22 protein-coding genes and 1 pseudogene are annotated in these 26,063 nt (G+C 65.5%); 9 read left to right on the forward strand and 14 right to left on the reverse strand.

The window, feature by feature from the left end; genetic code table 11:
• Window positions 1–11: 11 nt before the first annotated feature.
• The 4 genes from J2S75_RS07625 to J2S75_RS07640 form a co-directional block, all read right to left on the reverse strand.
• Window positions 12–536 (reverse strand): arsenate reductase (azurin) small subunit, encoded by a 525-nt coding sequence (locus J2S75_RS07625; protein WP_307019229.1) that lies wholly within the window; start codon window positions 534–536, stop codon window positions 12–14.
• Window positions 537–725: 189 nt separating this feature from the next.
• A complete protein-coding gene (locus tag J2S75_RS07630; RefSeq protein ID WP_307019230.1) occupies window positions 726–2,048 on the reverse strand; it encodes a sigma-54-dependent transcriptional regulator in 1,323 nt (440 codons plus the stop codon).
• Entirely contained in the window at window positions 2,038–3,489 is a 1,452-nt protein-coding gene (locus J2S75_RS07635) for a sensor histidine kinase (RefSeq protein ID WP_307019231.1), read from the reverse strand. Before J2S75_RS07635 ends, J2S75_RS07630 begins: the two co-directional genes overlap by 11 nt.
• Before the next feature lie 3 nt (window positions 3,490–3,492).
• Window positions 3,493–4,377 (reverse strand): substrate-binding domain-containing protein, encoded by an 885-nt coding sequence (locus J2S75_RS07640; protein WP_307019232.1) that lies wholly within the window; start codon window positions 4,375–4,377, stop codon window positions 3,493–3,495.
• 234 nt (window positions 4,378–4,611) lie between these two features.
• Between J2S75_RS07640 and J2S75_RS07645 the strand changes: the two genes are divergently transcribed.
• Window positions 4,612–5,655, forward strand: a complete 1,044-nt coding sequence (locus J2S75_RS07645; protein ID WP_307019233.1) for an ArsJ-associated glyceraldehyde-3-phosphate dehydrogenase — start codon at window positions 4,612–4,614, stop codon at window positions 5,653–5,655.
• A 2-nt stretch (window positions 5,656–5,657) separates the two neighbouring features.
• Window positions 5,658–6,917, forward strand: a complete 1,260-nt coding sequence (gene arsJ, locus J2S75_RS07650) for an organoarsenical effux MFS transporter ArsJ (protein ID WP_307019234.1) — start codon at window positions 5,658–5,660, stop codon at window positions 6,915–6,917.
• Between the two features lie 58 nt (window positions 6,918–6,975).
• Here arsJ and J2S75_RS07655 read toward each other — a convergent pair whose 3' ends face one another.
• Complete coding sequence (locus tag J2S75_RS07655) at window positions 6,976–8,346, reverse strand: integrase family protein (RefSeq protein WP_307019235.1); 1,371 nt, start codon at window positions 8,344–8,346, stop codon at window positions 6,976–6,978.
• A 575-nt stretch (window positions 8,347–8,921) separates the two neighbouring features.
• Between J2S75_RS07655 and J2S75_RS07660 the strand changes: the two are divergent.
• From J2S75_RS07660 to J2S75_RS07680, 5 genes and pseudogenes are all read left to right on the forward strand, one after another.
• Window positions 8,922–9,145, forward strand: a pseudogene (locus J2S75_RS07660) (ATP-binding protein); the annotation flags it as partial.
• Window positions 9,146–9,406: 261 nt separating this feature from the next.
• Window positions 9,407–10,009 carry a helix-turn-helix domain-containing protein gene (locus tag J2S75_RS07665; RefSeq protein WP_307019236.1) on the forward strand — a complete coding sequence of 201 codons (603 nt, stop codon included), beginning with the start codon at window positions 9,407–9,409 and terminating at the stop codon, window positions 10,007–10,009.
• A 204-nt stretch (window positions 10,010–10,213) separates the two neighbouring features.
• Window positions 10,214–11,965 carry a type I secretion system permease/ATPase gene (locus J2S75_RS07670; RefSeq protein WP_307019237.1) on the forward strand — a complete coding sequence of 584 codons (1,752 nt, stop codon included), beginning with the start codon at window positions 10,214–10,216 and terminating at the stop codon, window positions 11,963–11,965.
• A complete protein-coding gene (locus J2S75_RS07675) occupies window positions 11,962–13,491 on the forward strand; it encodes an HlyD family type I secretion periplasmic adaptor subunit (RefSeq protein WP_307019238.1) in 1,530 nt (509 codons plus the stop codon). Before J2S75_RS07670 ends, J2S75_RS07675 begins: the two co-directional genes overlap by 4 nt.
• Before the next feature lie 294 nt (window positions 13,492–13,785).
• Window positions 13,786–16,059 (forward strand): fibronectin type III domain-containing protein, encoded by a 2,274-nt coding sequence (locus J2S75_RS07680; RefSeq protein WP_307019239.1) that lies wholly within the window; start codon window positions 13,786–13,788, stop codon window positions 16,057–16,059.
• A 395-nt stretch (window positions 16,060–16,454) separates the two neighbouring features.
• On the opposite strand, the gene J2S75_RS07685 is transcribed toward J2S75_RS07680, so the two are convergent.
• The 7 genes from J2S75_RS07685 to soxY all read right to left on the reverse strand — a co-directional run bounded on the left by J2S75_RS07685 (window position 16,455) and on the right by soxY (window position 22,952).
• A complete protein-coding gene (locus J2S75_RS07685; RefSeq protein WP_307019240.1) occupies window positions 16,455–17,765 on the reverse strand; it encodes an FCSD flavin-binding domain-containing protein in 1,311 nt (436 codons plus the stop codon).
• A 3-nt stretch (window positions 17,766–17,768) separates the two neighbouring features.
• Window positions 17,769–18,290 (reverse strand): DsrE family protein, encoded by a 522-nt coding sequence (locus J2S75_RS07690; RefSeq protein ID WP_307019241.1) that lies wholly within the window; start codon window positions 18,288–18,290, stop codon window positions 17,769–17,771.
• 51 nt (window positions 18,291–18,341) lie between these two features.
• Window positions 18,342–19,013, reverse strand: a complete 672-nt coding sequence (locus J2S75_RS07695) for a c-type cytochrome (RefSeq protein ID WP_307019242.1) — start codon at window positions 19,011–19,013, stop codon at window positions 18,342–18,344.
• The gene (gene soxC, locus J2S75_RS07700) at window positions 18,997–20,274 is read right to left on the reverse strand and encodes a sulfite dehydrogenase (protein WP_307019243.1); all 1,278 of its coding nucleotides are present in this window, start codon (window positions 20,272–20,274) and stop codon (window positions 18,997–18,999) included. Before soxC ends, J2S75_RS07695 begins: the two co-directional genes overlap by 17 nt.
• A gap of 75 nt (window positions 20,275–20,349) precedes the next feature.
• Window positions 20,350–22,044 carry a thiosulfohydrolase SoxB gene (soxB, locus tag J2S75_RS07705; protein WP_307019244.1) on the reverse strand — a complete coding sequence of 565 codons (1,695 nt, stop codon included), beginning with the start codon at window positions 22,042–22,044 and terminating at the stop codon, window positions 20,350–20,352.
• Between the two features lie 49 nt (window positions 22,045–22,093).
• On the reverse strand, window positions 22,094–22,423 hold the full coding sequence (gene soxZ / locus J2S75_RS07710) for a thiosulfate oxidation carrier complex protein SoxZ (RefSeq protein ID WP_307019245.1): 330 nt from the start codon (window positions 22,421–22,423) through the stop codon (window positions 22,094–22,096).
• Window positions 22,424–22,487: 64 nt separating this feature from the next.
• Window positions 22,488–22,952, reverse strand: a complete 465-nt coding sequence (gene soxY / locus J2S75_RS07715) for a thiosulfate oxidation carrier protein SoxY (protein WP_307019246.1) — start codon at window positions 22,950–22,952, stop codon at window positions 22,488–22,490.
• Window positions 22,953–23,178: 226 nt separating this feature from the next.
• Between soxY and soxA the strand changes: the two genes are divergently transcribed.
• Both soxA and soxX read left to right on the forward strand, forming a co-directional pair.
• On the forward strand, window positions 23,179–24,048 hold the full coding sequence (soxA, locus tag J2S75_RS07720) for a sulfur oxidation c-type cytochrome SoxA (RefSeq protein ID WP_370874101.1): 870 nt from the start codon (window positions 23,179–23,181) through the stop codon (window positions 24,046–24,048).
• 11 nt (window positions 24,049–24,059) lie between these two features.
• On the forward strand, window positions 24,060–24,695 hold the full coding sequence (gene soxX / locus J2S75_RS07725; protein WP_307019247.1) for a sulfur oxidation c-type cytochrome SoxX: 636 nt from the start codon (window positions 24,060–24,062) through the stop codon (window positions 24,693–24,695).
• Window positions 24,696–24,698: 3 nt separating this feature from the next.
• On the opposite strand, the gene J2S75_RS07730 is transcribed toward soxX, so the two are convergent.
• Both J2S75_RS07730 and J2S75_RS07735 read right to left on the reverse strand, forming a co-directional pair.
• Window positions 24,699–25,256 (reverse strand): SoxW family protein, encoded by a 558-nt coding sequence (locus J2S75_RS07730; protein ID WP_307019248.1) that lies wholly within the window; start codon window positions 25,254–25,256, stop codon window positions 24,699–24,701.
• Between the two features lie 24 nt (window positions 25,257–25,280).
• Window positions 25,281–26,006, reverse strand: a complete 726-nt coding sequence (locus tag J2S75_RS07735; RefSeq protein WP_307019249.1) for a cytochrome c biogenesis CcdA family protein — start codon at window positions 26,004–26,006, stop codon at window positions 25,281–25,283.
• Window positions 26,007–26,063: the final 57 nt, after the last annotated feature.

Below are 26,063 nucleotides of genomic sequence, written 5' to 3' on the forward strand. Positions count from 1 at the left end.
TGTTTCCTCCCTCAAAGCACGTTCGACAGGCGGCCATACAGGAGCTCGTCGACGCCCTCGGCGTAGATGTCGCCCTTGTCGTCGATCCGCAGCGCGTATTGGGGAAGGTTCTGCGTCGCCTGCCCCCAGACCTGCTGTCCGCCCTTCTCGCAATCGAAGCGCGAGTAATGGCCCGGGCAGTTCAGCGTCTTGTCGCCGGCGGAATAGGCCAGCGGATATCCCTTGTGCGGGCAGACGGTCGAGAAGCCGACGATGTCGCCGTCGGGACCGGCGCCACCTGGCACACGGGTGCCGAGCTTCAGCAGGACGCCCGGCGCGTCCTCGTCGGGATAGGCGACATCCAGCGGCTCGTTGGCTTTGAGGTCCTTGACGTTGGCGAGCCGGTTCGCCGGATATTTCACCAGTGCCGCCGTGGGTTCAGCGGCTCGGGCTTCTGCCGGCAGCACGGTGGCCGCAGCCGCCCCGGCTGTCATCACACCTGCGCCGGTCAGAAACTGGCGGCGTCCGGCATCTATGAGGCTGTTGCACCTCTTCATATTCGCTCCCTCCCATCATGCAGGTCCGCGTGCGGACGACATTGCACTGCAGGAGTCGAGCCAGTTTAGAATAGTGATAAAAATCAGCGATTTAGATTGTTTCGGCGGGCGCGCGTTGACATTTCGCGTTCGACAATCCGAACATGCTGCGCCGCCGTTGGTTCGGACTTTCGAACAGGAGGTTCCGCCTTATGGCTCCGCACCCAGTCCGAGTCGGCGCATCTTCTCCCACAGCGTGGTACGCCCGATGCCAAGCAGCCGCGCCGCTGCGCTGATCTCGCCCTGCGTGCTGGCGAGCGCGCGCACGATGTGCCGCTTCTCGGCATCAAGGCGCGCCTCTTCCAGCGAGCCGAGCTGAGGGGCGCCCTCAAGGCCGCCGGCGGCCTGCTCGGGAAACAGGTCGCCCGGCATGATCCAGGGCCCCATGCCGAGAGCGATGGCGCGCTCCATGCGATTACGCAGCTCGCGAATATTGCCGGGCCAGGAATGGGCAAGCGCTGCTTCCTCGGCGAGGGCGCTGATGCCGTTGGCCTGGGTCGCCAACCGGCCCGAGAGTTCGGCGAAGACCCGTTCCATCAGCCAGGGAATGTCCTCCCGCCGCTCCCGCAACGACGGCATGCGCACGGCGACGACATTGATCCGGTAGTACAGATCCTCGCGGAAGCTGCCCGCTGCCACGCGGCGGGGCAGATCGGCATTGGTGGCGGTCACCAGCCGGCCTTTGAAAGGCAGCGGCCGCTCGCCGCCGACGCGGATGAAGCTGCGGTCTTCGATGAGACGCAGCAGCTTGGCCTGCAGTTCGGGGCGCAGTTCGCCGATCTCGTCGAGGAATAGGATGCCGGTTCCGGCCCGCTCGGCATAGCCGAGATGGCGTTGCGCGGCGCCGGTGAAGGCGCCCCTCTCATGGCCGAAAAGCTCGCTCTCCAGTAGATCCGCGGGGATGGCGGCGCAGTTGACGGCCATGAAAGGCGCGGTGGCGGCGTCCGACATCGCATGGAGAAAATGTGCCGCGACCTCTTTGCCGGTGCCTGTCTCTCCGGTGATCAGCACGCTCGAATGGACCCGTGCAACACGCCGCAACAGCCGCTCGGTTTCCCGGATGGCGGCCGAAACACCAAGGGTGGCGTCATCGCCCGCTTCCGGCGCGCGCATCAGATCGCCGAGGCGCGCGAGAAAGTCGTTCATCTCGAAGGGCTTGGTGACATAATCGGCGGCGCCGGCGCGCATGAGCCGGACGGCCTGATCGATGTCGCCATGCGCCGTGATGAACAGGAAAGGGGGCGCGTTGGCACTGCTTGCCGCGGCTCGGAACACGGCCTCACCCGACACATCGGGAAGCCGGATGTCGCAGATGATGGCTTTGAAGCGGCGCGCGGCGATCTCGCCCAGCGCATCCTGCCCGGCCTGCCACCATTTGACCGCCATGCCTTCGAGCGTGAGCCGCTGGACGAGGCTTTCCCCCATGATCGGATCATCCTCGACGAGGCCGATCAGAACCGGCTCAGGCGACATGGGCCAACTCCTCGTCGCACGCGAAAGGGACCGTGACGTGCACGCAGGTGCCGGCCTCTTCCGGATGATCGACATAGATGGTGGCGCCGAGGTCGACGAGCAGCCTATGCGTCATCCACAAGCCGAGGCCGCCCCCCCCATTCAAGGGGCGGGCATCGGCGGCGCCGGTCAGCAGCGCGGCGGCGTCGCCCGGCAGGCCAGGACCGCGGTCCCGAACCTCCATCAGCAGCCGCCGGTCTGCCACCGCCGCCGAGAGGGCGACGGTCGAGCCTTCCGGCGATGCTGCGACGGCGTTGAGCAACAGATTCAGCACAGCCTGCCGGATCGGTGTGCTCGGAAGCGGGATGCTGTTATCCAAGCTGTTGACGATAGTGACGTTGATGCCCCGTCGGCGGGCTTCGGGCGCGACGAGCAGGCCGAGGTCATCGATGTCCGCGGCCAACAGATTGCGCCGGCTGTCGTCGGTTCGGTAAAGCGCCAGTGTCGTGCGCACCACATCGCGTATGCCAATCAGGCCGCGCTCGAGCAGGCCCAACGATCCGACACGGACGGTTTCGATGTGGCCGTGGCTTTTAACGGTCGCGAGCGCATTGAATAGCCCGCCGAGCGGATTGTTGATTTCATGAGCCAATGCCGACGCCAGCCGCCCGAGGCTGCCGAGGCGCTCCTCCTCGGCGAGCCGCTTGGAGAGTTCCTGGCGCTCCGCCGTCGACTGCACGAGAGTATTGTACGACTGGAAGAGGCGACCGAACTCGCCCCGGCTGGTGGCGACGATGTCGGGCGCGATAGGTGCGACATCGGTTTCGCGAGCACTGCCTAGATGGTCAGACAATATGCGGATCGGTCGCATCATCCGGGCCACCAGCAGCCAGCCCGCCGTGGCCAGGAGAAAGGTCAGAACCCCGTTGGTTAGTATGAGCGCAGTCAGCACGTCCTGTCGCTCGATCGCCAGATGGCGGGTATCGAAGCTCGCATAGATCGTACCCACTTTTCGTCCGGGGTAGGCGAGATCACGCCGGGCATGGGCGCGATCGGCACCGGAATCGAAGCGGAATGTCTCCCGGCCCGTGGCGGCGACGATCGACGAAGACACCATTGCGCCGACGGGATGGGCTCGCGGATCGGATGCGACGATCACGCGATTGTCGGCATTGGCGACAATCGCCTCCACCGGGCGTAGGCTCTTGTTGAGTTGCTGCGCCCGCTCGATCGCGTCGAAAACTTCCCAGATATCGTCGCGTAGGATCGAGGGCGCGACCGCCGAGGATAGACCGTCGAGATAGCTCTGGGTCAACTCGCGGAGATGACGCTCCTGAGTGTCGTCCAGACGCGACAGCACGCGTTCGGAGAGAACGACACCGACGAGAACCATCAGCGCGGCGACCGCCAGAGGCACCTTCAGCGTCACGGGCCAATGGCGGGGATCGAGCGAGGGCCGCATCGGCTAGCCCTGAAGCGCGACGGTGGCCGCCTTGGCGGCGATCGTGTCGAAGAGGTCGGCTTCCTCGCGCGCGAAACCGTCGAGGCGCAGCATGGCGAGGATGGCGCGTCCTTCCATGTCCTCGGACATGTTGAGCAGGGCGGCGGACAGTCGAGCGAGGTTTTGGTTGTCTACGGCGACCCGCGGGGCGGCGATCGGCGGGAAGCCGAGCCATTCGGAACGCCGGACTATTCGGGTGCGAGCGGTGAGTTCCGGCTCCAGTTCGGCGACGACCTCATAGACATAGCCGTCCACCGATCCTGACGTGGCGAGCCCCGATGCGACGGCGCGAATGACGTTCCGGTGGCCATAGGTAAAGAATGTCCGCTCGAAGAACGTCTCGGGCCGGGCATGAGCCTCGGCCAGAGCCGCGCGCGTGACCAGGAAACCGGAATTGGAATCGGGGTCCGAGAAGGCGTGCACATCGCCTTTGAGGTCGGCGAGGTTTTCGGCCCTGCGATCGGCATCGACGATCAGATAGGACTGATAGAGCGGCCTGCCGCGCCATCGCGGCACAGCGACCATCTGAAGCTCGGTCTCGTGCATGACATAGGGGTAGCCGCAGATCCATGCCGCGTCGATCTGTCTCGAAATAAGGAGAGCAACGATCTCTTGATAGGTGCGGCGGGTGATCAGATTGACCGGAACACTTGTCGTCCGCCCAAGGTATGTTTGGAGACGACCAAGCAATTCTAGATCGGAAGTAAGAAAAACTGGCGTCAACCCGAAGCGTATTTCTGATGATTTAGCCTGAGACTGGCGAGAAAATACAGCAAGAGAGGCGAAAAAAGACGCCAGTCCCGTAACAAAGACGCGCCGATCCAATCCGAAGACAGACTTCCGAGACATGGCGTTTCCTGTTTGTAGTTCTTATTTTTCCAGTCACGTTACCTTGGTTTGGTGTCAACGGAAATAGAACGACTCATCACAAAACCTCGGATCGGCCGCCATGCCTCCCTCAGCCCCCTTTGGTGTCACGGGACTGTCATCCTGGACTGCTACGGCGCCAAGGAAATCGCGCAATGATGGCTGGTCGCACGAAGCGACTGCCGCCTGTGTTACCGATCCAAGAGGATTCCGCGCATGAAAGTCGGCATTAACGGCATGGGACGGATCGGGCGGCTGGCGCTGCGCGCGGCGATGGGGGCTGCCGAGCGCCAGGGGGACGATCCGCGTGCCGACAACCGGCTCGACGTGGTCCACTTCAACGAGATCAAGGGCGGCTCCGCGGCCACCGCGCATCTTCTGGAATTCGACAGCGTGCAGGGGCGTTGGCGCGCGCAGATCGAGGTGTCGGGCGATGAGGCCGTGACCATAGACGGCAAGCGCATCTCCTTCTCTGCCCATGCCGCCCCGGGCGACATCCCGTGGGGTGATCTCGGCGTCGATGTCGTGCTGGAGTGCACCGGCAAGTTCCTGACCCCGGCCGTCCTGCAGGGGCATCTGGATCGCGGCGCCAAGCGTGTGATCGTTGCCGCGCCGGTGAAGGACCCGTCGGTGCTCAATGTCGTGGTGGGTGTCAACGAGCGTCTTTACAACCCGGCAACGCACCCCATCGTGACGGCGGCGTCCTGCACTACCAACTGCCTCGCCCCCGTGGTGAAGGTCGTGCATGAGGCGATCGGCATCCGTCACGGCCAGATCACCACGATCCACAACCCGACCAACACCAATGTGGTGGTCGACGCGCCGCACAAGGATCTGCGCCGCGCCCGTTCCGCCATGCTATCGCTGCAGCCGACCACGACCGGCAGCGCCACCGCCATCGCGCTGATCTACCCGGAGCTGAAGGGCAAGCTGAACGGCCATGCGGTGCGTGCGCCGGTGCTCAACGCCTCGCTCACTGACGCGGTGTTCGAGATGCAGCGCCCGACCAGCGTCGAGGAGGTGAACGCGCTGTTCCGCGCCGCAGCCGAAGGCCCGCTCAAGGGCATTCTCGGCTATGAGCCGCGCGCGCTGGTCTCCGCCGACTATGCCCGCGACACCCGGTCCTCCATCGTCGACGGCCTGTCGACCATGGTCACCGATGAGACGCTGCTGAAGGTCTACGCCTGGTACGACAACGAGATGGGCTATGCCTGCCGCATGGTCGATCTCGCCTGCCATATGCGCAAGGTCGGGATTTGACCATGACAGGCTCATCGGCCAGCGGCCTGCGCAACTACGCCATCGTGACGGCGGCCTATTGGGGCTTCACCCTCACCGATGGCGCCCTGCGCATGCTGGTGCTGTTCACCTTCTTCCAGCTCGGCTATTCGCCCTTCACGCTGGCCTTCCTGTTCCTGCTTTATGAGGCGGCGGGCATCGGCGCCAACTTCATCGGCGGCTGGCTGGCGGCGCGCTACGGCATCACCCGCATGCTCACCGTCGGGCTGGTGACGCAGATCGCCGGCTTCCTGCTGCTGTCGGCGGTGTCGCCCGAATGGGGCAGCACGCTGCTCGTCACCTGGGTTTTGCTGGCGCAGGGCGTGTGCGGCGTCGCCAAGGACCTGACCAAGACCGCGTCCAAATCGGCGATCAAGATCACGGAATCGCAGGCGGGCGGGCAGGCGGAAGGCCGGCTGTTCAAATGGGTGGCCTGGTTCACCGGCTCGAAGAACGCGATGAAGGGCGTCGGCTTCTTCCTCGGCGGGCTGCTGCTGCAACTGGTCGGCTTCCGCTACGGGCTGTGGCTGATGGCGGGAGCGCTGTTCCTCGTCATGCTCGGCGTGGTGTTCTCGCTGCCCGCGATGATGGGCAAGGCCAAGGCCAGCGCCAGCGCCCGCGAATTGTTAGCTAAATCCAAGGGCATCAACCTGCTGGCCGCCGCCCGCGTCGCCCTGTTCGGCGCGCGCGACGTGTGGTTCGTCGTCGGCGTGCCGGTCTTTCTCTATGCCAGCGGCTGGACCTTCACCATGGTCGGCGCCTTTCTGGCATTGTGGACCATCGGTTACGGGCTGGTGCAGGCGGCGGCGCCCTCGCTGGTCGCGCGCAGCCCCGATGGCCTGTCGCGCGAAGTGCCGGCGGCGCGCTGGTGGTCGCTGGGGCTCGCCCTGGTGCCGGCGCTGATCGCCGTGGCGCTGGCGCTCGATCCGCCCGACCCGACCCTCGCGCTGGTCGTCGGCCTTGCCGTGTTCGGCATCGCCTTCGCGGTGAACTCCTCGGTGCATTCCTATCTCGTGCTCGCCTATGCTGGCTCGGAGAAGGCGGCGGAGGATGTCGGCTTCTATTATGCGGCCAACGCCGCCGGGCGCTTCCTCGGCATTCTCGCCTCCGGCTTCCTCTATCAGTTCGGCGGCATCTATGCCTGCCTCATCGGTTCGGCCGTGATGCTGTTCCTCTGCTGGCTCATAACGCTGGCGCTGCCGACGCAAGCGGATTCATCGAGACCCACGGTTCGAGTTGCCTGATGATGTTTGCCTGCGGGGGCAGACATTCGCAACGTTCGCGTGAAGGCGGAAAATCCTGTTATGCCGTCCGGCGGCGCAGCGCAGCAGTGGTAACCTCGCGGCCCATGAATTCTTCCCTCGCAAGGAAAATGGCACGGCGAGTGGCGCCGGGACCAAGCCAGGCAGCGACTTTCATTTCCTGGGCGATGGTATCCCCCAGAGTGCCGAAAATTGTGGAGCTGATCGCCTGTTGCTGTCTACGAAGGTGATCCTCAAGCAGCTTGTGGCGGGTGATATATCCGGCGTTAACTCCCGGAATGGAGTGATTCATCAGCATTCGGGCGTCCAATTCCGAGACGCCCGCGGGCGTTGCCACAGTGCGGAACGTCTGGCGCAGTTCGTTGCCCCATTTCGATAGCGTCTCACGGTCCTCCTTCTGCTCGACAAGATGTCCGTCTGCGCTGTCCGCAGGGAAAATCCAATTGGTAGCTTCCCGTGGGTGCATCAACTGGCCAAAGCGCAGCGCGCGTATCAAGCAGTTGATCATCTGTCGAGACAACGGAATATCGAAGGCGCGATCAGCGCCTCCCTTCGGCTTTGGCACATGCAGTACGCGCCGACGCCAATCGATGTGGGACGGCTTGGCTTCCTTCAATGCCGCGGGCCGGCACGCGGACAACAACGTGAAGAGGTGAAATTCGCGCCGGATCGGATTGTCGATGGTAGCCAGTTCGATGAACCAAGCCTTAAGGTCAGCCAGACCCATCCCCGTGTTGCGGCGCTTTTCGCCATTCCAATCGATGCTGCCGACGGGATTGTCGGCAGGAAGCTCCCGGTTGGTCTTGCGTGCGTGATTATAGACCGCGCGCAGCGTTCGCATGCAGCCATTGGCGATGTAGGGGCCATTCGCCGTGGTGACCGCATCGTGCTTTGCAGCCACCTTTGCCGGGTTGTTGCCGAGGTCGATCAGCGGCAAATCGAGCCATTCGGCGAAAACGCGTTCGATATGATCTCGATAGCTTTCGATAGTCCGATCGCTTCGCCCTTTGCGCGTCATCGCTATTTTATAGCGCTCCCAAGCCTGCCGAAGTGTAATGCCGACAGAGTTCGACGTTTCTGATGCGGGAATATGGGCAGCCGACGTCGCTTTCGTCGTCTTCTCCTCGGCTTTGGGATGCTGGCCCCGGCTGATCTGTGCCAGATATTCCTTTGCCACCGATCGCGCGGCCCGCGTCGACATTTCCGACGTATCGCCAATTGCGACGCGGACTGTGGATGCCCGTTTGCCCTCCTCTCTAAGGTCTCCCTGGACCGTAAAGGTCTTCTTCCGCGGGCCCACCACAAGAAAGAAGCCCTTCAATTCGGTATCGCGGACGATGTAGCGCCCGCTTTCGGGCGCAAGGAGGCGCTCGATGGCCTTGTCGTTCAGCTGGAAACGTATATCGGCCATAGCGTAGATGCCATCTTCTGAAACGGTTTTTGAAACGGTTTTGGCGGACGGGCGTGTCTGGAGGGCCTTTTTCGCTATTGCACGACTGAATGCGATTAGTGTAGTATATTCAGCATGTTGAACGCAAATAGAAAAAGTTTGTAGGGCTACGGGATACAACAGAAAAGCGCCGTTTCTGAACTACGAATCTGGGGGTCAGAGGTTCGAATCCTTTCGGGCGCGCCATTTTCAACGAGAAAAATCAAGCGTTTAATGAGATTTGGTAAGGGCTGTCAGCCTTCGGGCTGTGGTCGCTGTCGCCACCTTGTCGCCACCGCTTCGGAAATCGAACGGGTTCAGGCGGGGCTGATGTCGCGCGCAAAAGCCGATGGCCACTCGCGAAGGATCATATGGCCACGCGCTGAAGCCGGTTTGAAGGCCTCTTCCAAGCCGCTGCACCAGCGCCGCGCGCCCGTCTCCACAGGCCGATCCCGCAATTCCAGTTGGTCCCTTTTCGTTCTCATGGAATCTATCTCGCCATCAGCGAGGGAAGATGACCATGATGAGCGAGCAGCCGCCCGCCGAAGGCGACGCTCTTGCCGTATCTCCCCTTCGCCCAGTCCGGTGGCCAATTGCTGTTCCACCTGATCAGCAGGTTCTACGAGCAGAGCGCGATCATCGTCACCCCCAACCTCGCCTTGGCGAATGGCCCTGGGTCTTCGGCGACGCCAAGATGAGCACGGGCCGCTCGACCGCCTCACCCGCCACTGCGACATCGTCGAGCCGGCAACGTCACGGGCGCTTCAAGAACAGGCTCTGAGCCCGACCGAGCCCATCCCCAGAGGGGTCCCTATTGCGCGCCTATCAGGGGCCCGTTCCAATGCCGTTTGACAGATGTTCTTCCGTGAAGCGGCTGCGCCTCATCTCTGGCCCTCTCAGGTGGGCCAGAATGATCTTCAAACCGGATTGGTGATGAGGGCAGCGCCAGAGACCCCGAAGCCGGTTGACACCCCGGAACAGGCGCCGCCATGATCGCAGATGCGGGAGGGCCGTAGGGCTCTCGGCAGGGGATGCTGGGCTGATGTCGGAAGATAACGCTGCTTTCGCCCGGAGGCTGCGAGACTGGCGTCGGCTGAGCGGCATCAAGCAGCTTGCCCTCGCCGACATGCTCGGCGTGTCCCAGGCAGCGGTATCCTATTGGGAAACCGGGCGCGACAGACCCTCGGCCGAACTGCTGAAGCGGATCGACGAGATGATCGCCAGCTCGAGTGTCGGCGAGGTGACGCTGGAGCGGGTGTTCACTGAGCGCCAGCCCGGGGTCATGGCGCTCTATGATCTGGACGGTATACGCTTCATGGCGGCATCGCGCGGCTATCGCGCCCTTTGGCCGGGCATGTACCAGTTGCAGGGCAAGTCGTTGGAACGCCATCTCGTGAACGAATCCGGATTGATGCTGGCGAACCAGGCTCTCAGGCGCGACGTTGATTCCGGCAAGCTGGCCCTCGTCAGCGGCGTGAGCGACCGACACACCGATATCGTGGTCGACATCGCGGTTCGCCATGAATGGACCATCCGGATCCGTCGTTTCGGGCCCAAAACGCTCCTGTCGATCTCCTACGACCCCTGTGCCGAGACGGTCCCGGTCGGCATCACCGAGGTCAAGCTCTTTAGCGACCTGAAATGAGGCGCCCGATGCCGGCGGGCGCGCTTATGAAATATAAGCGGCTGTCATCCGGCTGGGCCATGATGGTGCCCTTGCACCGCGCCAGCGGCGCACGCCATAGTTTTGCTCGGCGGGCCAAGGTGAAGAACATCCACGAATGAGTGTACGCAACCCCTTGATGTGCCTCGGGACGACCGCTGGGTTGGCGCCGTCCGGAGCATGTCGATGACAGCGCGCCCGGCACATTTCACCCCGTCACGCCCCGGCCCTGACGTCGCCGGCACCACCCTCGCCGGCAGTCGGCACGCCCTCATCGGCGTGGGGGTATTCAGCGGCGTCACCAATCTCCTGATGCTCACCGGCCCACTCTTCATGCTTCAGGTCTATGACCGGGTGCTGGTCAGCCGGTCGCTGCCGACCCTGTGGGTACTCGGCCTGATCGCGACGGTGCTCTACATCGCCTTCGCCATGATCGACTATGCGCGCAGCCGGGTCCTGGCACGTATCGGCGACCGGCTGGAGGCCAAGTTCTCAGAGCGTGCTTTTCGCCGGGAGATTGCCGATGCGTTCGAGGGGCAGGCGACCGACGGGCGGCCGACAGCGGACCTGGCCACGATCCGCCGCTTTCTCGGCGGACCCGCGCCGCTGGCGCTGTTCGATCTGCCCTGGGTGCCGCTCTATCTCGTCGTGCTGGGGCTTCTCCACTGGTCGCTCGGGCTCATGGGCCTGCTGGGCGTCGCCGTGGTGGTCTCGCTCGCCATATTGAACGATCGCCTCACGCGCCTGCCCATGGCCCGAGCGGCCGGGGAGGGGGCGCAGGCGAGCGCGCTGCTGGAAGCCGCCCGCCGTTCGTCCGAGGCTGTGACAGCTCTGGGCATGCGGCCCCATGTGGCCGGGCTCTGGGGCGGGTCGCTGGCGCGCGCGCGGGCCACCGAACGCACCGGCGGCGATGCGGCCGCCCGCATTGCCGCCGTCTCGCGCGGTTTCCGGCTCTTCCTGCAGTCGGCGACGCTGGCGATCGGGGCGGTGCTTGTCATTGAGCAGGCGGCGACCGGCGGCATCATGATCGCGTCGTCCATCATGCTCGGCCGTGCGCTGGCGCCCATCGACCAGATCGTGGCCCAGTGGAAGGCCATGGCCGGCGCCCGGGCCGCGCTGGCGCGACTGAAGGGCCGGCTTGCCCTTGATGCCGGCGCCGGACCGAAGATGGATCTGCCGACGCCCGCCGGCCGTCTTTCCCTCGCCAACATCATGGCGGCGCCGCCCGGGCTCCGCCGCCCGGTGCTGGAGGGCATCGGCTTCCAGCTTGAACCCGGCGAGGGCCTTGGCATTCTCGGGCCGAGCGCCTCGGGCAAGTCCACCCTCGCGCGCCTCATCGTCGGGCTGTGGCGTCCGATGAGCGGGAGTGTGCGGCTGGACGGCGCCACGCTGGATCAGTGGGATGCCGACAGGCTCGGCCGGCATATCGGCTATCTGCCGCAGGATGTGGAACTTATCGGCGGCACCGTGCGCGAGGCGATCAGCCGGCATCAGCCCGGCGCCCGGGACGAGGATATCCTCCGCGCCGCCCAGGCCGCGGCGGCCCACTCCATGATCCTGAAGCTGCCCGACGGCTACATGACCCGCCTCGGGCCGGGCGGGGCGGCGCTTTCCGGCGGTCAGCGCCAGCGTATCGCGCTCGCCCGGGCGCTCTATGGCGACCCCTGCCTGATCGTGCTCGACGAACCGAACGCCAGTCTCGACCAGGAGGGCGATGCCGCGCTGACGGCCGCGCTGCTGGCCGCCCGCAAGCGCGGCGCCGCCGTGATCGTCATCACCCACCGCGCCAGCGGACTTGCCGCCTGCGACCGGGCGCTGGTGCTGAAGGAGGGACGCATCGCCGCGCTCGGTCCCAAGGAAGCGGTGCTGCGCGACCTGATGAAGCCGCCCGCCGAGGCGGTGGCAAGGGCGGCGGTTGCGACGGAGCGTGCCCAGTGACCCCCGGCCCCTCGGATGACGGCGCGGCTCTCTCGCCCGCCCAGCCTTCGCCGGCGCCCTCAACAACGCCGGAGCGCGCCGCAGGCCGGACGCTCTTCGGGCGGCGCCGACGGGCCGCCAGTTCCCGCGCGGCTCATGACCCGAACGATCCTGCCGGCCACCTGCGCTTTGGCGCCGCTGTGTGCATCGGCATCGTCCTTGGCTTCGGCATCTGGTCAGCCCTCGCCATGCTGCAGAGCGCGGTGGTTGCTCCCGGTATTCTGGTCACGGAAGGAAGAACACGTGCTGTCCAGCATCTGGATGGCGGCATCATCAGCGCGCTCGCCGTGCGCGATGGCGCATCGGTCAAGGCGGGCGACCTGCTGATACGTCTCGATGCGACCCGCCATGCCGCCGAACGGGCGATCGTCGAGAACCGGCTCTACGAGGCCCTCGCCCGGCAGGCCCGCCTCAAGGCCGAGCGCGACGATGCACCGGCCATGACGCGGCCGGCGATGCTCGACGCCATGGTGGCGGTAGACCGGCAATGGGCGAATGCCATACCATCCGACGCCGCGGCGGATCTCGCCGGCAACGGTCTGCCGGCCGACGGCATCGCGCCGCCTGAGACGGGCGCGGAGATCGCCGACCGCGTGTTCACCGGGCAGGAGCGGCTGTTTCAGGCCCGGCGCGAGACATTGAAGGCCCAGGTGGCCCGCCTCGAGGCCGGCATTGCGCAAAGCCGGGAGCAGATCGGCGGTCTGGAAGCTCAGCGGGAGGCGGCCTTGCGCCAGTACGCGCTGATCGGAAAGGAGCTGGAGGCGGCCCGCGCGCTCGGCGCCAAGGGCCTGATGCCGACGACCCGGCTTCTTGCCCTGGAGCGCCAGCAGGCCGAGCTGGAAGGCGCCATCGCCGGGCGCTTTGCTGACAAGGCGGCCATCGAACAGGGCATCGGCCAGCTGCAGCTGCAGATCCTGGAGCTTGAGCGCGACACGCGCGAAAAAGTGCTGACCGAGCTGCGCGAGGCGGATGCCAATGTGCAGGAGCAGATCGAGGAGCGCATCGCCGCCATCGACAAGCTCAAACGCACGGAAATCCGCGCGCCGGTGAGCGGCCGGGTGAACGGCCTCGCCTTCCACACTCTCGGCGGTGTCATCAAGCCGGGAGACGTGGTCATGGAAATCGTGCCGGACAATGAGATCTTGATCGTGGAAGCACGGGCGGACCCGGCTTCGGTGGACCGGATCCGCGCCGGGCAGCCGGCCCGTGTCCGCCTCGCCGCCTTTGACCAGCATTCCACACCAGAATTGTCAGGCGCGCTTCTCGTCGTCTCGCCCGATCGCCTGGTCGATCCGCAGACCGGAGCCGCCTATTATGCGCTTAAGGTCGGCATTGATCCCGGCCAGCTGGCACTGCTGCGCCCGGAGCAGACCCTGGTGCCGGGGATGCCGGCGGATGTATTCGTCGTGACCGGCGCGCGCACGCCGCTAAGCTATCTCACGAAGCCGCTGACCGACCAGATGGCGCGGGCTTTCCGCGAGGATTAGCGGCGCGCGCCACGCCGGAGGCCGCAAACGAACGCTCCCCGAGCAATCGAATGTCATCGACGCGAGAATGATGTTCGCGCAAGTCACGCGCGCCGCTCGCGCGGCTCCAATATCAAGTGAAGATCCTGCTTATAAAATATAACCTACTGAAAACGACCGCACAGCCACCGATTTGACATGATGCGTTGGTGCGCCAAGTGTATTTTAGCACCGGGCCGTGCAGCAGACATTCCGGAAATCCGATCTATCTAATGGCTCGCTACTGTGGGTTGTATTACTTATCAAGAGGTTCCCATGTCTTCTAACTCCGGTGTAACGACAACGATTACATGGCAGTGGGGCACTGCGAAGGTACTGGACTTTGACCCAGCTGCCGACGTGCTCGATTTCGGCTGGTTTTCCTCTACCAATTTCACCATCTCGGAGGTCGGCGGCTCCGTCGTCATCTCCATTCCTTCCAACAACCAGACCTACAGGCTGGACGGTGTCCAGCTCGCCGATCTGACGCTGGACAACATCACCGCCCGCGACGCTTCGGCCCTTCTGGCCTGGCAGACCGCGCTCGAAGCCGCAGGTGGCGGCGACGGCACGGATGACGGCGGCGAGCCCGGCGATGGCGATTCCGACGGCGGGGGCGACTCCGATGGCGGCAGCGACGGCGAACCCGATGCCGGCTATGCAGCCGCCTGGTCGGCCAGCGACATCTATACGGCAGGCGACCGTGTCAGCATCGGCAATCTCGTGTACCAGGCCGGCTGGTGGACGCAGGGCGAAGACCCCTCCGCCGGCGGCTCGGTCTGGACCCTGGTCGGCTACATGGACACCACGCCCGTGGTGCCGGACGCCCCCGAGGATCTCTACGCCGCCGGCACCTCCGACACGACCACCGTGCTGGTGTGGGATGCGGCTGAAGTGAACGGCGTCGGCACGGTCAGCGCCTATCAGATCTACCAGGACGGTGTGCTGATCGCGACCACTTCCTCGACCTACTACAAGGTCACCGGGCTGGAACCCTCCACGTCCTACGCTTTCACCATCGTCGCGGTCGACGAGGCCGGCGCGTCCGAGGCCTCCGACGTGCTCAGCGTCAGCACTGCGGCCGAGGGCACGGGCGCGGGCGACAAGACCTTCTCGCCCTATATCGACATGTCGCTGTCGAGCAGCCAGAACCTTGTCGAGATCGTCGACGCCGCCGGGCTGAGTGCGGTCACACTGGCTTTCGTCCTGTCCTCTGGCACCGACACGCTCGGCTGGGGCGGCATCGGCACGATTGCTGCGGACACGCTGCCCAACGGCACCACCATCCTGTCGCAGATCGAGACGCTGCAGGCGCGGGGCGTCGAGGTGACGATCTCGCTCGGCGGCGCCAATGGCCAGGAAGGCGCACTCACCTTCTCCAGCGCCGAAGCCCTCGCCGCCGCCTATCAGGAGATCATCGACCGCTATCACGTCACCCGGCTCGACTTCGACATTGAGGGATCGGCGATCGCCAATGACGCGGCCAACGCGCTGCGCAACGAGGCGCTGGCGCTGCTGCAGGCGGCCAATCCCGAACTGGAAGTCTCGTTCACCCTGCCGGTGCTCACCGTCGGCCTGACCCAGGACGGCATCGACCTGCTCACCGCCGCCATGGCGGCGGGGGTGGAGATCGCCAGTGTCAACATCATGGCGATGGACTATGGCGAGTATTACGACACGGGCGACATGGGCAATGACGCCATTTCCGCCGCGCTGGCGACTCTCGCCCAGATGGAGACGATCGGCCTCGACAGCCCGCTCGTGATCACGGTGATGATCGGCATCAACGATGTCACCTCCGAGGTGTTCACGCTGGAGGATGCCGAGCAGCTCGTCGCCTTTGCCCAGGCCAATGACAGCGTCGCCGGCATCTCCATGTGGTCGCTCAGCCGGGACAATGGCTCGGCCACCGGCTATGTCTCGCCGACCGGCAGCGGCATCGTTCAGGATACCTATGCCTTTGCCGAGATCCTGAAAACGGTGACCGACAGCTCCGGTTCGGGATCTTCGGACGGTGATGGCGACACCGATGGCGGTGACAGCGATACCGGCAACGGCGATACCGGCAACGGCGATACGGACGAAGGGGATACCGACACCGGCGACGGCGACACGGACGGCGGCGATACCGATGGCGGCGACACCGATACCGGGAACGGTGACGGCGACACCGATACCGACACCGGCAACGGCGATGGCGGCGACACCGGCGACGGCGCCAGCACCACCACCGCCATCACCTGGGCCTGGGGCACCGACACCGTGCTCGCCTTCGAGCCGAGCACCGATACGCTCGATTTCGGCTGGATGTCGGCGCAGAGCTTCTCGGTCTCGGAAGTCGACGGCTCGGTCGTCATCGACATTGCCGGCAATAACCAAACCTATACGCTTGACGGCGTGACGCTGGCCGACATGTCAATCGACGACATCGCGGCCAAGGATGCGTCGGCGCTGGCCGAATGGCAGGCCCTTCTCGACGCGGCTGATGCAGCCGCGGCAGAAACGGTGTCCGTCGCCAGCGCGCTGCATGCGTCGGACGGCCTCGCCTGATCCTCGAATATCGCCAAAGCCGCAGGCGGCCATGCACCGCCTGCGGCATGCCGTTAAGGGGCGCCGGTGACGCTCTGTTCGTTGGGCCGTGTCCGGCCAGCGGCCGAGGCCCCTGGGATAGATGCCGTTCGGGTCAGCGGGCGGGAAAGCCGCGGTCGTTCGCTCTACCGTCTCCGATCTGCTGGATGACATGGGCGGGCTTTTCGGCGAAGCGCGTCGATGGTGAAGGGCGGCATCCACCTGACCACCCGCGACTACATCCGCTCGGTGAATGCGTGCACGCAGCTCAAGATCACGCAGGGCAAGGTGGGCGGGACGACATCCGGCCGGCTCCAATTCCAGGCTTGGAGGAGAGTAGAACTCCATGAAGGCGTCGAGGTTCTCCGGGGCGCGGATCAGGGGCGGCCGGAGGAACCAAATAGCCTTTTGCCGGCCGATTTGAACCATGCTTCGCCCTCCCGCTCATTCGCGGCTCGCTTCTCGCGCGGCTCTCTGAGATCAGAGACGGAGCTCTCCACCTCCTTCAGCACGCCGTTGACCGCCGCATAGCTGCCTTCTGTCGAGACGCTGTCGCCGGGCGCGAGGAGGCTCCAGCACAAGCTGGCATAGGTGGGGGGTGGGGCGGCCTCCCCGAGCAGGCGGGCGCGCAGTGCCGCGGCGACGACGGGGGACTGGCTTACGGCCGCATAGGCCGATTTCGGTAGAGGCCCGGCCTGCGCCGCGTCACCCAGCACGAAGAGTTCCGGCACCAGCGTGGAACCCATGTCGTCGGGGCGGATCGGGCAGAAGCCGGAGCGATCAGTGATCCCGGATCGCATGGCAAGGGCACCGGCCGTCTGCGCTGGAATCACGTTGACCAGCGCGCAGTCACGGTAGATGCCGAACCCCGCCCGCACGGTGCGCGTGGTGGGGTCGACCTCCTCGATCCCCTCGTGAATCGACGGCGGCAGCCATTCGATCATGCCGGGATAGTAGCGCTCCCAGCCATCGAGAAAGAGCGCCATCTTGGCGAAGCGCTCCTTGCCGTCGAGCAGAACGATCCGGCAGTTGCCGCGCCCGGTGGCGCGCAGGCGGTGTGCCATCATCGAGGCCCGCTCATAGGGAGCCGGCGGGCAGCGGGAGGGGTCGGGCGGCGGCAGGATGACGATGGTGCCGCCGTCGGGCACGGCCGCGAGCTGCCGGTCGAGCAGGTCGAACTGGGCGCGGCCGATCCAGCCATGCGGCAGGACCTCGGCGGCCGCGCGGCTCCAGCCGGGCACGCTCCCATAGTCGAGGCCAATTCCCGGTGCCAGGGCGGCCGCATCGAAAGGCAGGGCCGTGCCGTCCTCCAGCCGCACCGTCCGGCTCTCCGGATCGATCCGCTCGGCACGGCCCTGAAGGAGGCGCGTGCCGGTTCGGTGAGCCAGCGCCTCATAGGTGAACCAGAGGGCGGGCGAGTTCTTCAGCCCGCCGAGCACCAGATTGGACTGGCAGAGCGCGAAATAGCCGGGCTCGGGCTCCACCATCACAATGTCGAGCGGACCCTCCGGCCCGTTGGCCAGGGCGCTGGCGAGCGCCGCTCCACCGAAGCCGGCCCCGACGATCACCAGCTTCGGCCGTGCCCCGCGCGCCACCGCCGGGACGGCAAGCAGCGGCGCGATGGCCGTCGAGCCCGCAAGGCTCCGGGCGACGCTGCCCAGAAAGGCGCGCCGGCTGAGTGCCGCCATTCCTCAGCCGACCTTCATATAAGCGAAGCCTTTGCCCTGGAGTGCGGCGCAGGTGGCGACGCCCGAGGGCACGAAGGAGATGAAGTCGGCCCGCTTGGCCCGGGAGAGGTCGAGCTGGTTCCGCTTGAAGGTGATCTCGCAGAGATAGACCTTCAGCCCGCTCTTGGAGATCGCCTCGGCGCGGGCGAACAGTTCGGGCGGCAGCGTCTCATCGGCCCACATCGTCCCGTCGAGACTGTCGAGGAAGAACTTGATGCCGCCGGCATGCACCACCAGCACGATCTGCAAGGCGAAGGGATCCGCCCCGTAGACGGAATAATGGTTGCCGATGTTATTCAGCGTCTGGGCGAAACGGTCGGGGTCGCCATAGTCGCAGTGATAGAGGCAGGCGACTTCGGCATCTTTCTGGATATCCTCAAGCTGAACCTGCGCGGGCGCGGCTCCGACCCTGCCGGTGGTGAGCACGGTACCGCCGGCGGCAAGGCCGGCCATCACGGTCCGACGGTTCAACTCCAGCTTGGGCATGGCGTTCTCCTCCTTTGTGTCGGATGCAACGGCAGGCGTGCCGCAGCGGCCTCATTCGACCGCGCCGGCGGGCTTGTCGCCTTCCTTCCCGGCATCGGGCGTGACATCGAGCACCGCCGCATGGCTGGTGATCTCGACGGCGGATTTGCAGTCCTTCATGCAGGGCGCGGCGTTCCAGAACGCCTTTTCCGTGGTTTCGCGGTCATCGTCGTAGAAGTTCGGCCGGTTGGGCAGCGCCACCGTCGGAAAGTTCTCCTTCGAGAGCACATAGTCGTCCGGCACCACGTCGTTGAGATAGAGGAGATAGGCGACGATCGCATAGACCTCGTCGGGCTGAAGTGTCTGGGCGGCGCCGAAGGGCATGGCACGGTGCACATAGTCGAAAACCGTCGAGGTGTCGGGCCAGAAGGAACCGATGGTCTTCTCCGGCCGTTCGGATTTCAGCGTGCCCTGACCCCCAGCGAGAACCGGCCAGCGGCCGACCCCCTCGCCGAATTCGCCATGGCAGGCGGCGCAATTGTTCTGGAACAATTCCTCGCCCTGGGCGACCGAGCCCTTGCCCTCGGGCAGGCCGAGCCCGTCCGGGCGCACGTCGATGTCCCACGCCTTGATCTCCTCCGGCAGCGCCGGCCGGCCGAGCTTCACCGCATCCGCCGTCGCGAGTCCGGTAAAGGCGAGAACGAATGTCCCCGCGATCGCGCAGGATCTAGCTGACCTCGACATTCTCCGCCTCCCCGTTGCTGCGCACCAGCCAGGTCTGGATGCCGTTATTGTGGTAAATCGAGTTCACGCCGCGCACGGCGCGCAGCTCCGCCTTGGTCGGCTGCAGGTAGCCGGTATCGTCCATGGCGCGGGATTGCAGCAGCAATTCCTCGCCGTTCCAGTCGACGTCGAGATAGAAGCGCGTCATCGCGCGCGGCAGCGCTGGCCCCTCGATGCGGGCGGTCGTCCAGTTCTTGCCGCCGTCGAGGGAGACGTCGACCCGCGTGATGGTGCCGCGCCCCGACCAGGCGACGCCGGACACCACGTTCGGCCCCTTGGCAATGAGTGGTGCCTGCGGGCTCGGGCTGGTGACGACCGATTTGGCGTCCATGATGAAGGTGAAGCGGCGCGAGCGGCCATCGGCGAGCAGGTCGGTATATTTCGATGTTTCCTCGCGCTGGCCCCAGGGCTGGTCGCCGACCTCGATGCGGCGCAGCCACTTGATCCACATATTGCCTTCCCAGCCGGGCACGACGAGGCGCAGCGGATAGCCCTGCTCGGGGCGCAGCGCCTCGCCATTCATCGCCCAGGCGACGAGGCAGTCGTCCATTGCCTTTTCCAGCGGGATGGAGCGCGTCATGGCCGAGGCATCGGCCCCCTCGGCGAGTACCCATTTGCCCCGAGGCTTTACCCCCGCGGCTTCGAGGAAAGCCCGCAGCGGCACGCCGGTATAGACGACGTTATGGATCATGCCGTGGGTGTACTGGCAGCCATTGAGCTGGGCACCGCGCCATTCCATGCCGCTATTGGCGGCGCATTCGAGGAAATAGACCCGGTTGGTGCGCCCCGGCATGCGCTTGATGTCCTCCATGGTGAACACCAGCGGCTTGTCGACCAGTCCATGAATCATGAAGCGGTGGCGCGCCGGATCGATCTCCGCCTCGCCGCCATGATGGCGCACGAAGCACAGTCCGTTCGGGGTGATGATGCCGTCGAGGGCATAGAGCGGGGTGAAGCTCACCGAGCTTTCGCTGCTGGCGGTGAGCCACGTCACCTCCCGCCGGACGACATCCTTTTCGAAGGGCGAGGGTATGCCGTAAGGGTGATTGTTCACCCCGGCACCGAGCGCCTGCGTCCAGGGCGGCAGATTGACGATATCAGGGTCAGGCGTCGCCTCGGCGGCGGCAGGTCGCACGCCGGCCGCGGCGCCGGCACCGGCGAGGCCGGCGAGAGTGAGGAAGCGGCGGCGGTCGACCGGCGATCCCGATTTGGTTTGGGTCATCGCACCCTCCCGGACGGATAATAACATTCATATTTGTGAATAATTAGGGCGCGCATAGGTCCCATCGTCGTTGCCTCACGCACCGGACACCTTGACCGACGCCATCGGCGCGATGTCGACAGTCCCGGTCGCGGCGACGTAGCGCTCGACCAGTTCCCAGATCGCCGGGCCTTCCACGCCCTGGTTCACGCTGGCCCAGCCGGCGACGGCATAGGTCTTTGACGGGTCCAGCGGCTGGCCGGTCTTGAGGTACGTCAGGTCGCTGATGCGCTTGCCCATGGGCTGGTCGATCGCGATGGCGTAGCCGACGCCGCCGACGCGCACCATGTCTCCGCCGCCCTGGAAATAGGGGTCGGCGTTGAAGATGTTGTCGGCCACGTCCTCCAGCACATCCTTGAGCTGCTGGCCGGTCATCATGTTGCGGTAGCAGGCGGGATAGGTGATGGCGGTGGCGTTGGCGATCGCCTCGAAGGTGATCGGATCCCCCGGTCGCAACGTGCCGCCCCAGCGGAAACCGGGCGAGAGGGCGATTTCGGCGTCGCGCTCGGTGAGCATGGCCTGGCAGATCATGTCGTCGAAGGTGCCGTTGAAATTGCCCCGCCGGTAGAGGAGGCTGCCCGTTCGCCCGACCACACGGCCGAGATCGGCGGCAAAGGGCGCGCGGATCTCCCGCACCAGCGCCGTCATCTCCGGGTCGGGGGCGATGGCGTCGGAGAATACCGGCAGCAGCCCGTAACGGAAGCCGGCCACCTTGCCGTCCTTCACGTCGAGGTCGAGCCGCGAGATGAACTTGCCGTGCGAGCCGGTGGCAATGAGCAGCGTCGAGCCGACCATGACCGGCGCCGGCAGCGCATCATGCGTGTGGCCGGTGAGGATGACGTCGATGCCCTTCACCCGGCCGGCGAGCTTGCGGTCGACATCGAAGCCATTATGCGAGAGCAGCACGACCACATCGGCACCGGCGGCGCGTGCGTCGTCCACCTGCTTCTGCAGGTCCTCCTCGCGCAGGCCGAATTCCCAATCAGGGATCATCCAGCGCGGATTGGAGATCGGCGTGCGCGGAAAGGCCTGGCCGATGACGGCCACCTTGGCGCCGCCGCGCTCGAACATCTTGCGCGCCTCGAAGACCGGCTCCTGCCATTCCGCGCTGCGGATGTTCTGGGCGAGGAAGGCGAAGGGCGCCTTCTCGACGATTTCCTGTACCCGCTCCGCACCATAGGTGAACTCCCAATGGCCGACCATCGCGTCGAGACCGAGCGCGCCGAAGACGCGCACCATGTCCTCGCCCTTGGTCTGTAGCGAACTCCAGCTGCCCTGAAGGCCGTCGCCGCCATCGAGAAGCAGGACATTGCCATCGCCGCGCGCAGCGCGAATGGCCTTTACCAGCGTGGCGATGCGGTCGGCGCCGCCCATGCGGCCATAGGTGCCAGCCAGCGCGTCGAAATCGAGGCTGGTGAGCGAATAGGCTTCCGGCCCCCCGGCGGCGATCTTGTAGTAGGCGAGGAAAGCCTCGTCGACGAGGTGCGGCGGCAGGCCGCGTGCGTCGCCCACGCCGATATTGACCGAGGGTTCGCGGAAATAGATCGGTTCGAGCTGCGCGTGCAGGTCGGTGGTGTGCAGGATGGTCAGCGTGCCCACGGGATCGAAGCGCAGGATGTCGTCCTGCGTCATCTTTCCGGAACGGGCCGCCTGGGCGAAGGCGCCGCGGGCGCCGGATGCAAGCATACCGGCAGCCATCGCGGCGATCACGAAATCGCGGCGTGAGATCATCTGGCGAATCTTCCCTGCTGGGCGCCGGCATGTGGCCGACGCAGACGGATCAGGCGACGGTGAGCTTGGCGCTCGCTGTCTGCTCGGATCCGTCGTCGTCTTTCCAGGTGAAGGTGAATTCGCCCGATTCGGACGCTTTGTAGAAGAACGCCTGATAGGGGTTGGCCGAGACGGAGGTGAACCAGTCCGCCTCGAAGAACGTCTTGCCGTTGAAGCTTGCCGTGAACTTGTTGATGATGGCGCGCGGGATCGTCTTTCCCGTGGAATCCTTGCGCTGTCCCGTCTCCATCTCGTGCGAGATGAGGGTCTTGATCTCGACGATCTCGCCGGCCTTGGCCTCGGAAGGCACTTTGACGCGCGGCTTGGACTTGATGGCCATGTTGGCGTTTCCTTGTCGTTTCCCCTGAAGTCGTGTCACGCGGCCCGAAGGCGGGACACGCCGCTCAGCCGCCGCAGCCGCCGATGGTGACCTTCACCTGCGCCTTTGCCGTGTAGAGCGTCCCATTCGACATTTCGGCTACAGCGATGACGTTCTGGGTCTGGGCGAGGCGCATGCGGACCGAGGCCGCCGCTTTTCCCGACTGCGGCGTGAACTTGTAGGTCACGACCTGGGGCAGCGGGTTGCCGTCGGCGAAGACGTGGACCGCCTTGACGTAGTCGCCATCGGTCATCGGGCTTTCCACGTCGACATTGAGCGGCACGACAAGGCCGTTCTCGGCGATCTCGGGCAGATCGAGCTTGATCTTGCCGTCCGCCATCGGCTTGTCGCCATAGAGCTTCTTGAGCTCGGCGGCGACCGCTTCCTCGGTCGCCATGACGAGGCACGGCGCCAGTGCCGCCGCCAGCAGGGCGGTCAGTCCAAGCCCCATGGTTTCCCGTCGCGACGGAGTCCAACTGCGAAGTTGCATCAGGCGTCCTCCTGCTGGCGTCGAGCGCCAGCGCTTTGTTTTTGCTTTGATTTCGTCGTCAGCGGACCATTTTGGCCGGCAGCGAACATACATATTGTGATATTAAATTTTTTGAATGTAAAGTGACCTATCGAGCGATCGCCAAAGCCTATCATCGCTCGCCACAGAGACCGCTTCAACACTCGCGCGAGAAGGGTGGGAGGCGGCTCAACAGCTGGGGAAGCACATGCCCAAGGAACCGATACGACTCAAGGAGAGCTGTCAGCCGATGCGGCGATTCATCACCGGCTGCCTCGCCCTCGTCCTCCTCGCCTTGCCCGTCATCCTCACCGCCGCGCAGGCCGCCGAGGACGAGAGTGAGAAGGAAATCGAGCGCTACCGTCAGATGATCGAGGACCCGATGGCCAATCCGGGCTACCTCAATGTCGATCGCGGCGAGGCGCTGTGGAGCGAGCCGCGCGGCACCAAGAACGTCTCGCTGGAGAGCTGCGATCTCGGCGAGGGACCGGGCAAGCTGGAAGGCGCCTACGCCCATCTGCCGCGCTATTTCGCCGATTCGGGCAAGGTGATGGACCTCGAGCAGCGCCTGCTCTGGTGCATGCAGACCATCCAGGGTCTCGACACCAAGCCCATCGTCGCCAAGCCATTCTCCGGCCCTGGCCGGACCTCCGACATGGAGGATCTCGTCGCCTTCATCGCCAACAAGTCGGACGGCATGAAAATCGATGTCGCGCTGGCGACGCCGCAGGAACAGGAGATGTACGCGATCGGCGAGGCGCTGTTCTTCCGCCGCTCCTCGATCAATGATTTCTCCTGCTCCACCTGCCATGGCGACGCGGGAAAGCGCATCCGCCTGCAGGCGCTGCCGCAGCTCGACATACCGGGCAAGGACGCGCAGCTGACCATGGGCACCTGGCCGACCTATCGCGTCTCGCAGAGCGCGCTGCGCACCATGCAGCACCGCATGTGGGACTGCTACCGGCAGATGCGGATGCCCCCGCCCGATTATGGCTCGGACGTCGTGACCGCGCTCACCCTCTATCTGACCAAACAGGCCGAGGGCGGTGAGCTCAAAGTGCCGTCGATCAAGCGTTGAGGGAGGCGAAGATGACCGTTCACACCTTTCTGACGCGCGCGGCACTGGCCGGCGCGGTTCTGCTCTCCCCGCTCGCTGCCGCCGCGCAGGAAGCGGCCAAGGCACCCGCCGTCGATCCCGCGCGGGTCGATGCGGTGGTCAAGGCCGGCTTCACCAAGCTGCCGGAGGGCTGGGAGGTCCGTCTCCAGCAGGACGAGACGCAGCGCATCTGCTCGCTGACCCGCAACAACCCCTCGCCCGAACAGGCGAGCGCGATCATGAAGGCGGAGGAGGAGCGGATCACCTTCCCCCAAGGCTCGGTCCTCGGTAACTGGAAGGAGGGTGCCAAGGTCGCCCAGAACGGGCGCGGAGGCCAGTTCAGCGATCCGCCGGGCACGGTGAGCGGCGGCAATTGCTATGCCTGCCACCAGCTCGACCCGAAGGAAGTGAGCTATGGCACGCTCGGGCCCAGCCTCGCCGGTTACGGCCGCGAGCGCAATTTCGCCCCCGAGGATGCCAAGGCGGCCTTCGCCAAGGTCTATGACGCGCAGGCCTCGCTCGCCTGTTCCAGCATGCCGCGCTTCGGCGTCAATGGCGTGCTGAGCGAGCAGCAGATCAAGGACGTCGTCGCCTATCTGTTCGACCCGGAATCGCCGGTCAACAAGTAGCTCTTAGGGCGCCTTTTGCGCCGCCAGCCACGCCTCGAAGCCGGAGTTGTCATAGGCACCGGCTTCGACATAACGGAACATGGCAAGGAATTCGGGCTTGGGCAGCAGGCCCGGCAGCCGGGCCACCTCCACCACCCGGCCGTTCCGCACGCCGAAGAACTGGAAGGTGGGCGTGGCGCGAACAGCGTAGTGCCCCGCCAGCGCCTTCTCCGAGAGCGTCACACCGTCGACGCCCATCACCTCGCGCGCGCCGAAAATGTCGAGATGCACGATATTGAAATGGTCGCGCACATAGGTTTCGATCGCGGGATCGGCGAAATACTCGGTGTGAAGCCGCTTACAAAGCGGGCAGCCGCGCTGGCTCCATTGCAGCGCGAAGCCCTTTCCCGCCGCCTTCGCCGCCGCGAAATCCTCGGCCAAGTCGAGGAAGCTCTCGATATACCAGTCCTGCACATACAGCCCGTCATCGCCGAGACGGGTGGCCGCTCCGGCAGCATTTGGCGCCAGCAGCACCGCGCCGGCGGCGAGGGTGAACCTACGGCGGTTCAGGCGAGTATCCATGATCGGCTCCATCGCGGGCGCGCCTCATCCGATCGCGCCGAGTGTGGGGAAGGCATCGAGCAACCAGGCGGAAAATTGCGGCATCCAGCCGCCGATGAAGACGACACCGGTGGCGACCAGCAGCACGCCGGAGGCCTTCTCGACCAGGCCGAGGCGCGAGCGCATCGCTGCCGACCAGCGCAGGAAGCCGGTGGAGAATGCCGCCGCCGCGATGAAGGGCAGGCCGATCCCGGCGGCATAGGCGGACAGCAGCAGCACGCCCTTGGCCAGCGAATCCTCGGTCCCGGCGATGATGAGGATCATCGACAGGATCGGCCCGACGCAGGGCGTCCAGCCGAAGCCGAAGGCCAGCCCGACCAGATAGGCGCCGGCGAGCCCGGCGGGCGCGCGCGCCACATCCGGCGCCGCCCGGCGGTAGAGCAGCGGAATGCGCAGCAGGCCGAGGAAATGCAGACCGAACAGGATCAGCATCGCGCCCGCCACGATCGTCAGCACCGGCGCGTGCACGGCAAGCCACTGGCCGAGCTGCGAGGCGGTGGCGCCGAGCAGGATGAAGACGCTGGAAAAGCCGGCGACGAAGGTGGCCGAAAGCGCGATCAGCCGACCGCGCGTCGCCCCCTCGCCAGAGAGGCCGCGTCCCGCCCCGCCGAGAAAACCGAGATAGGCCGGCACCAGCGGCAGCACGCAGGGCGAGGCGAAGGAAAGGAGGCCGGCCCCGAAGGCGCCCGGCAGCGTTATATCGAGCGACACGGCATTTCCCCCGGCCCGCTCCGCTCTGCGGCGGATTGACCATCGAATTCATATTCG

Origin of the sequence: Ancylobacter polymorphus (assembly GCF_030813495.1) — a bacterium.
GTDB lineage: Bacteria > Pseudomonadota > Alphaproteobacteria > Rhizobiales > Xanthobacteraceae > Ancylobacter > Ancylobacter polymorphus.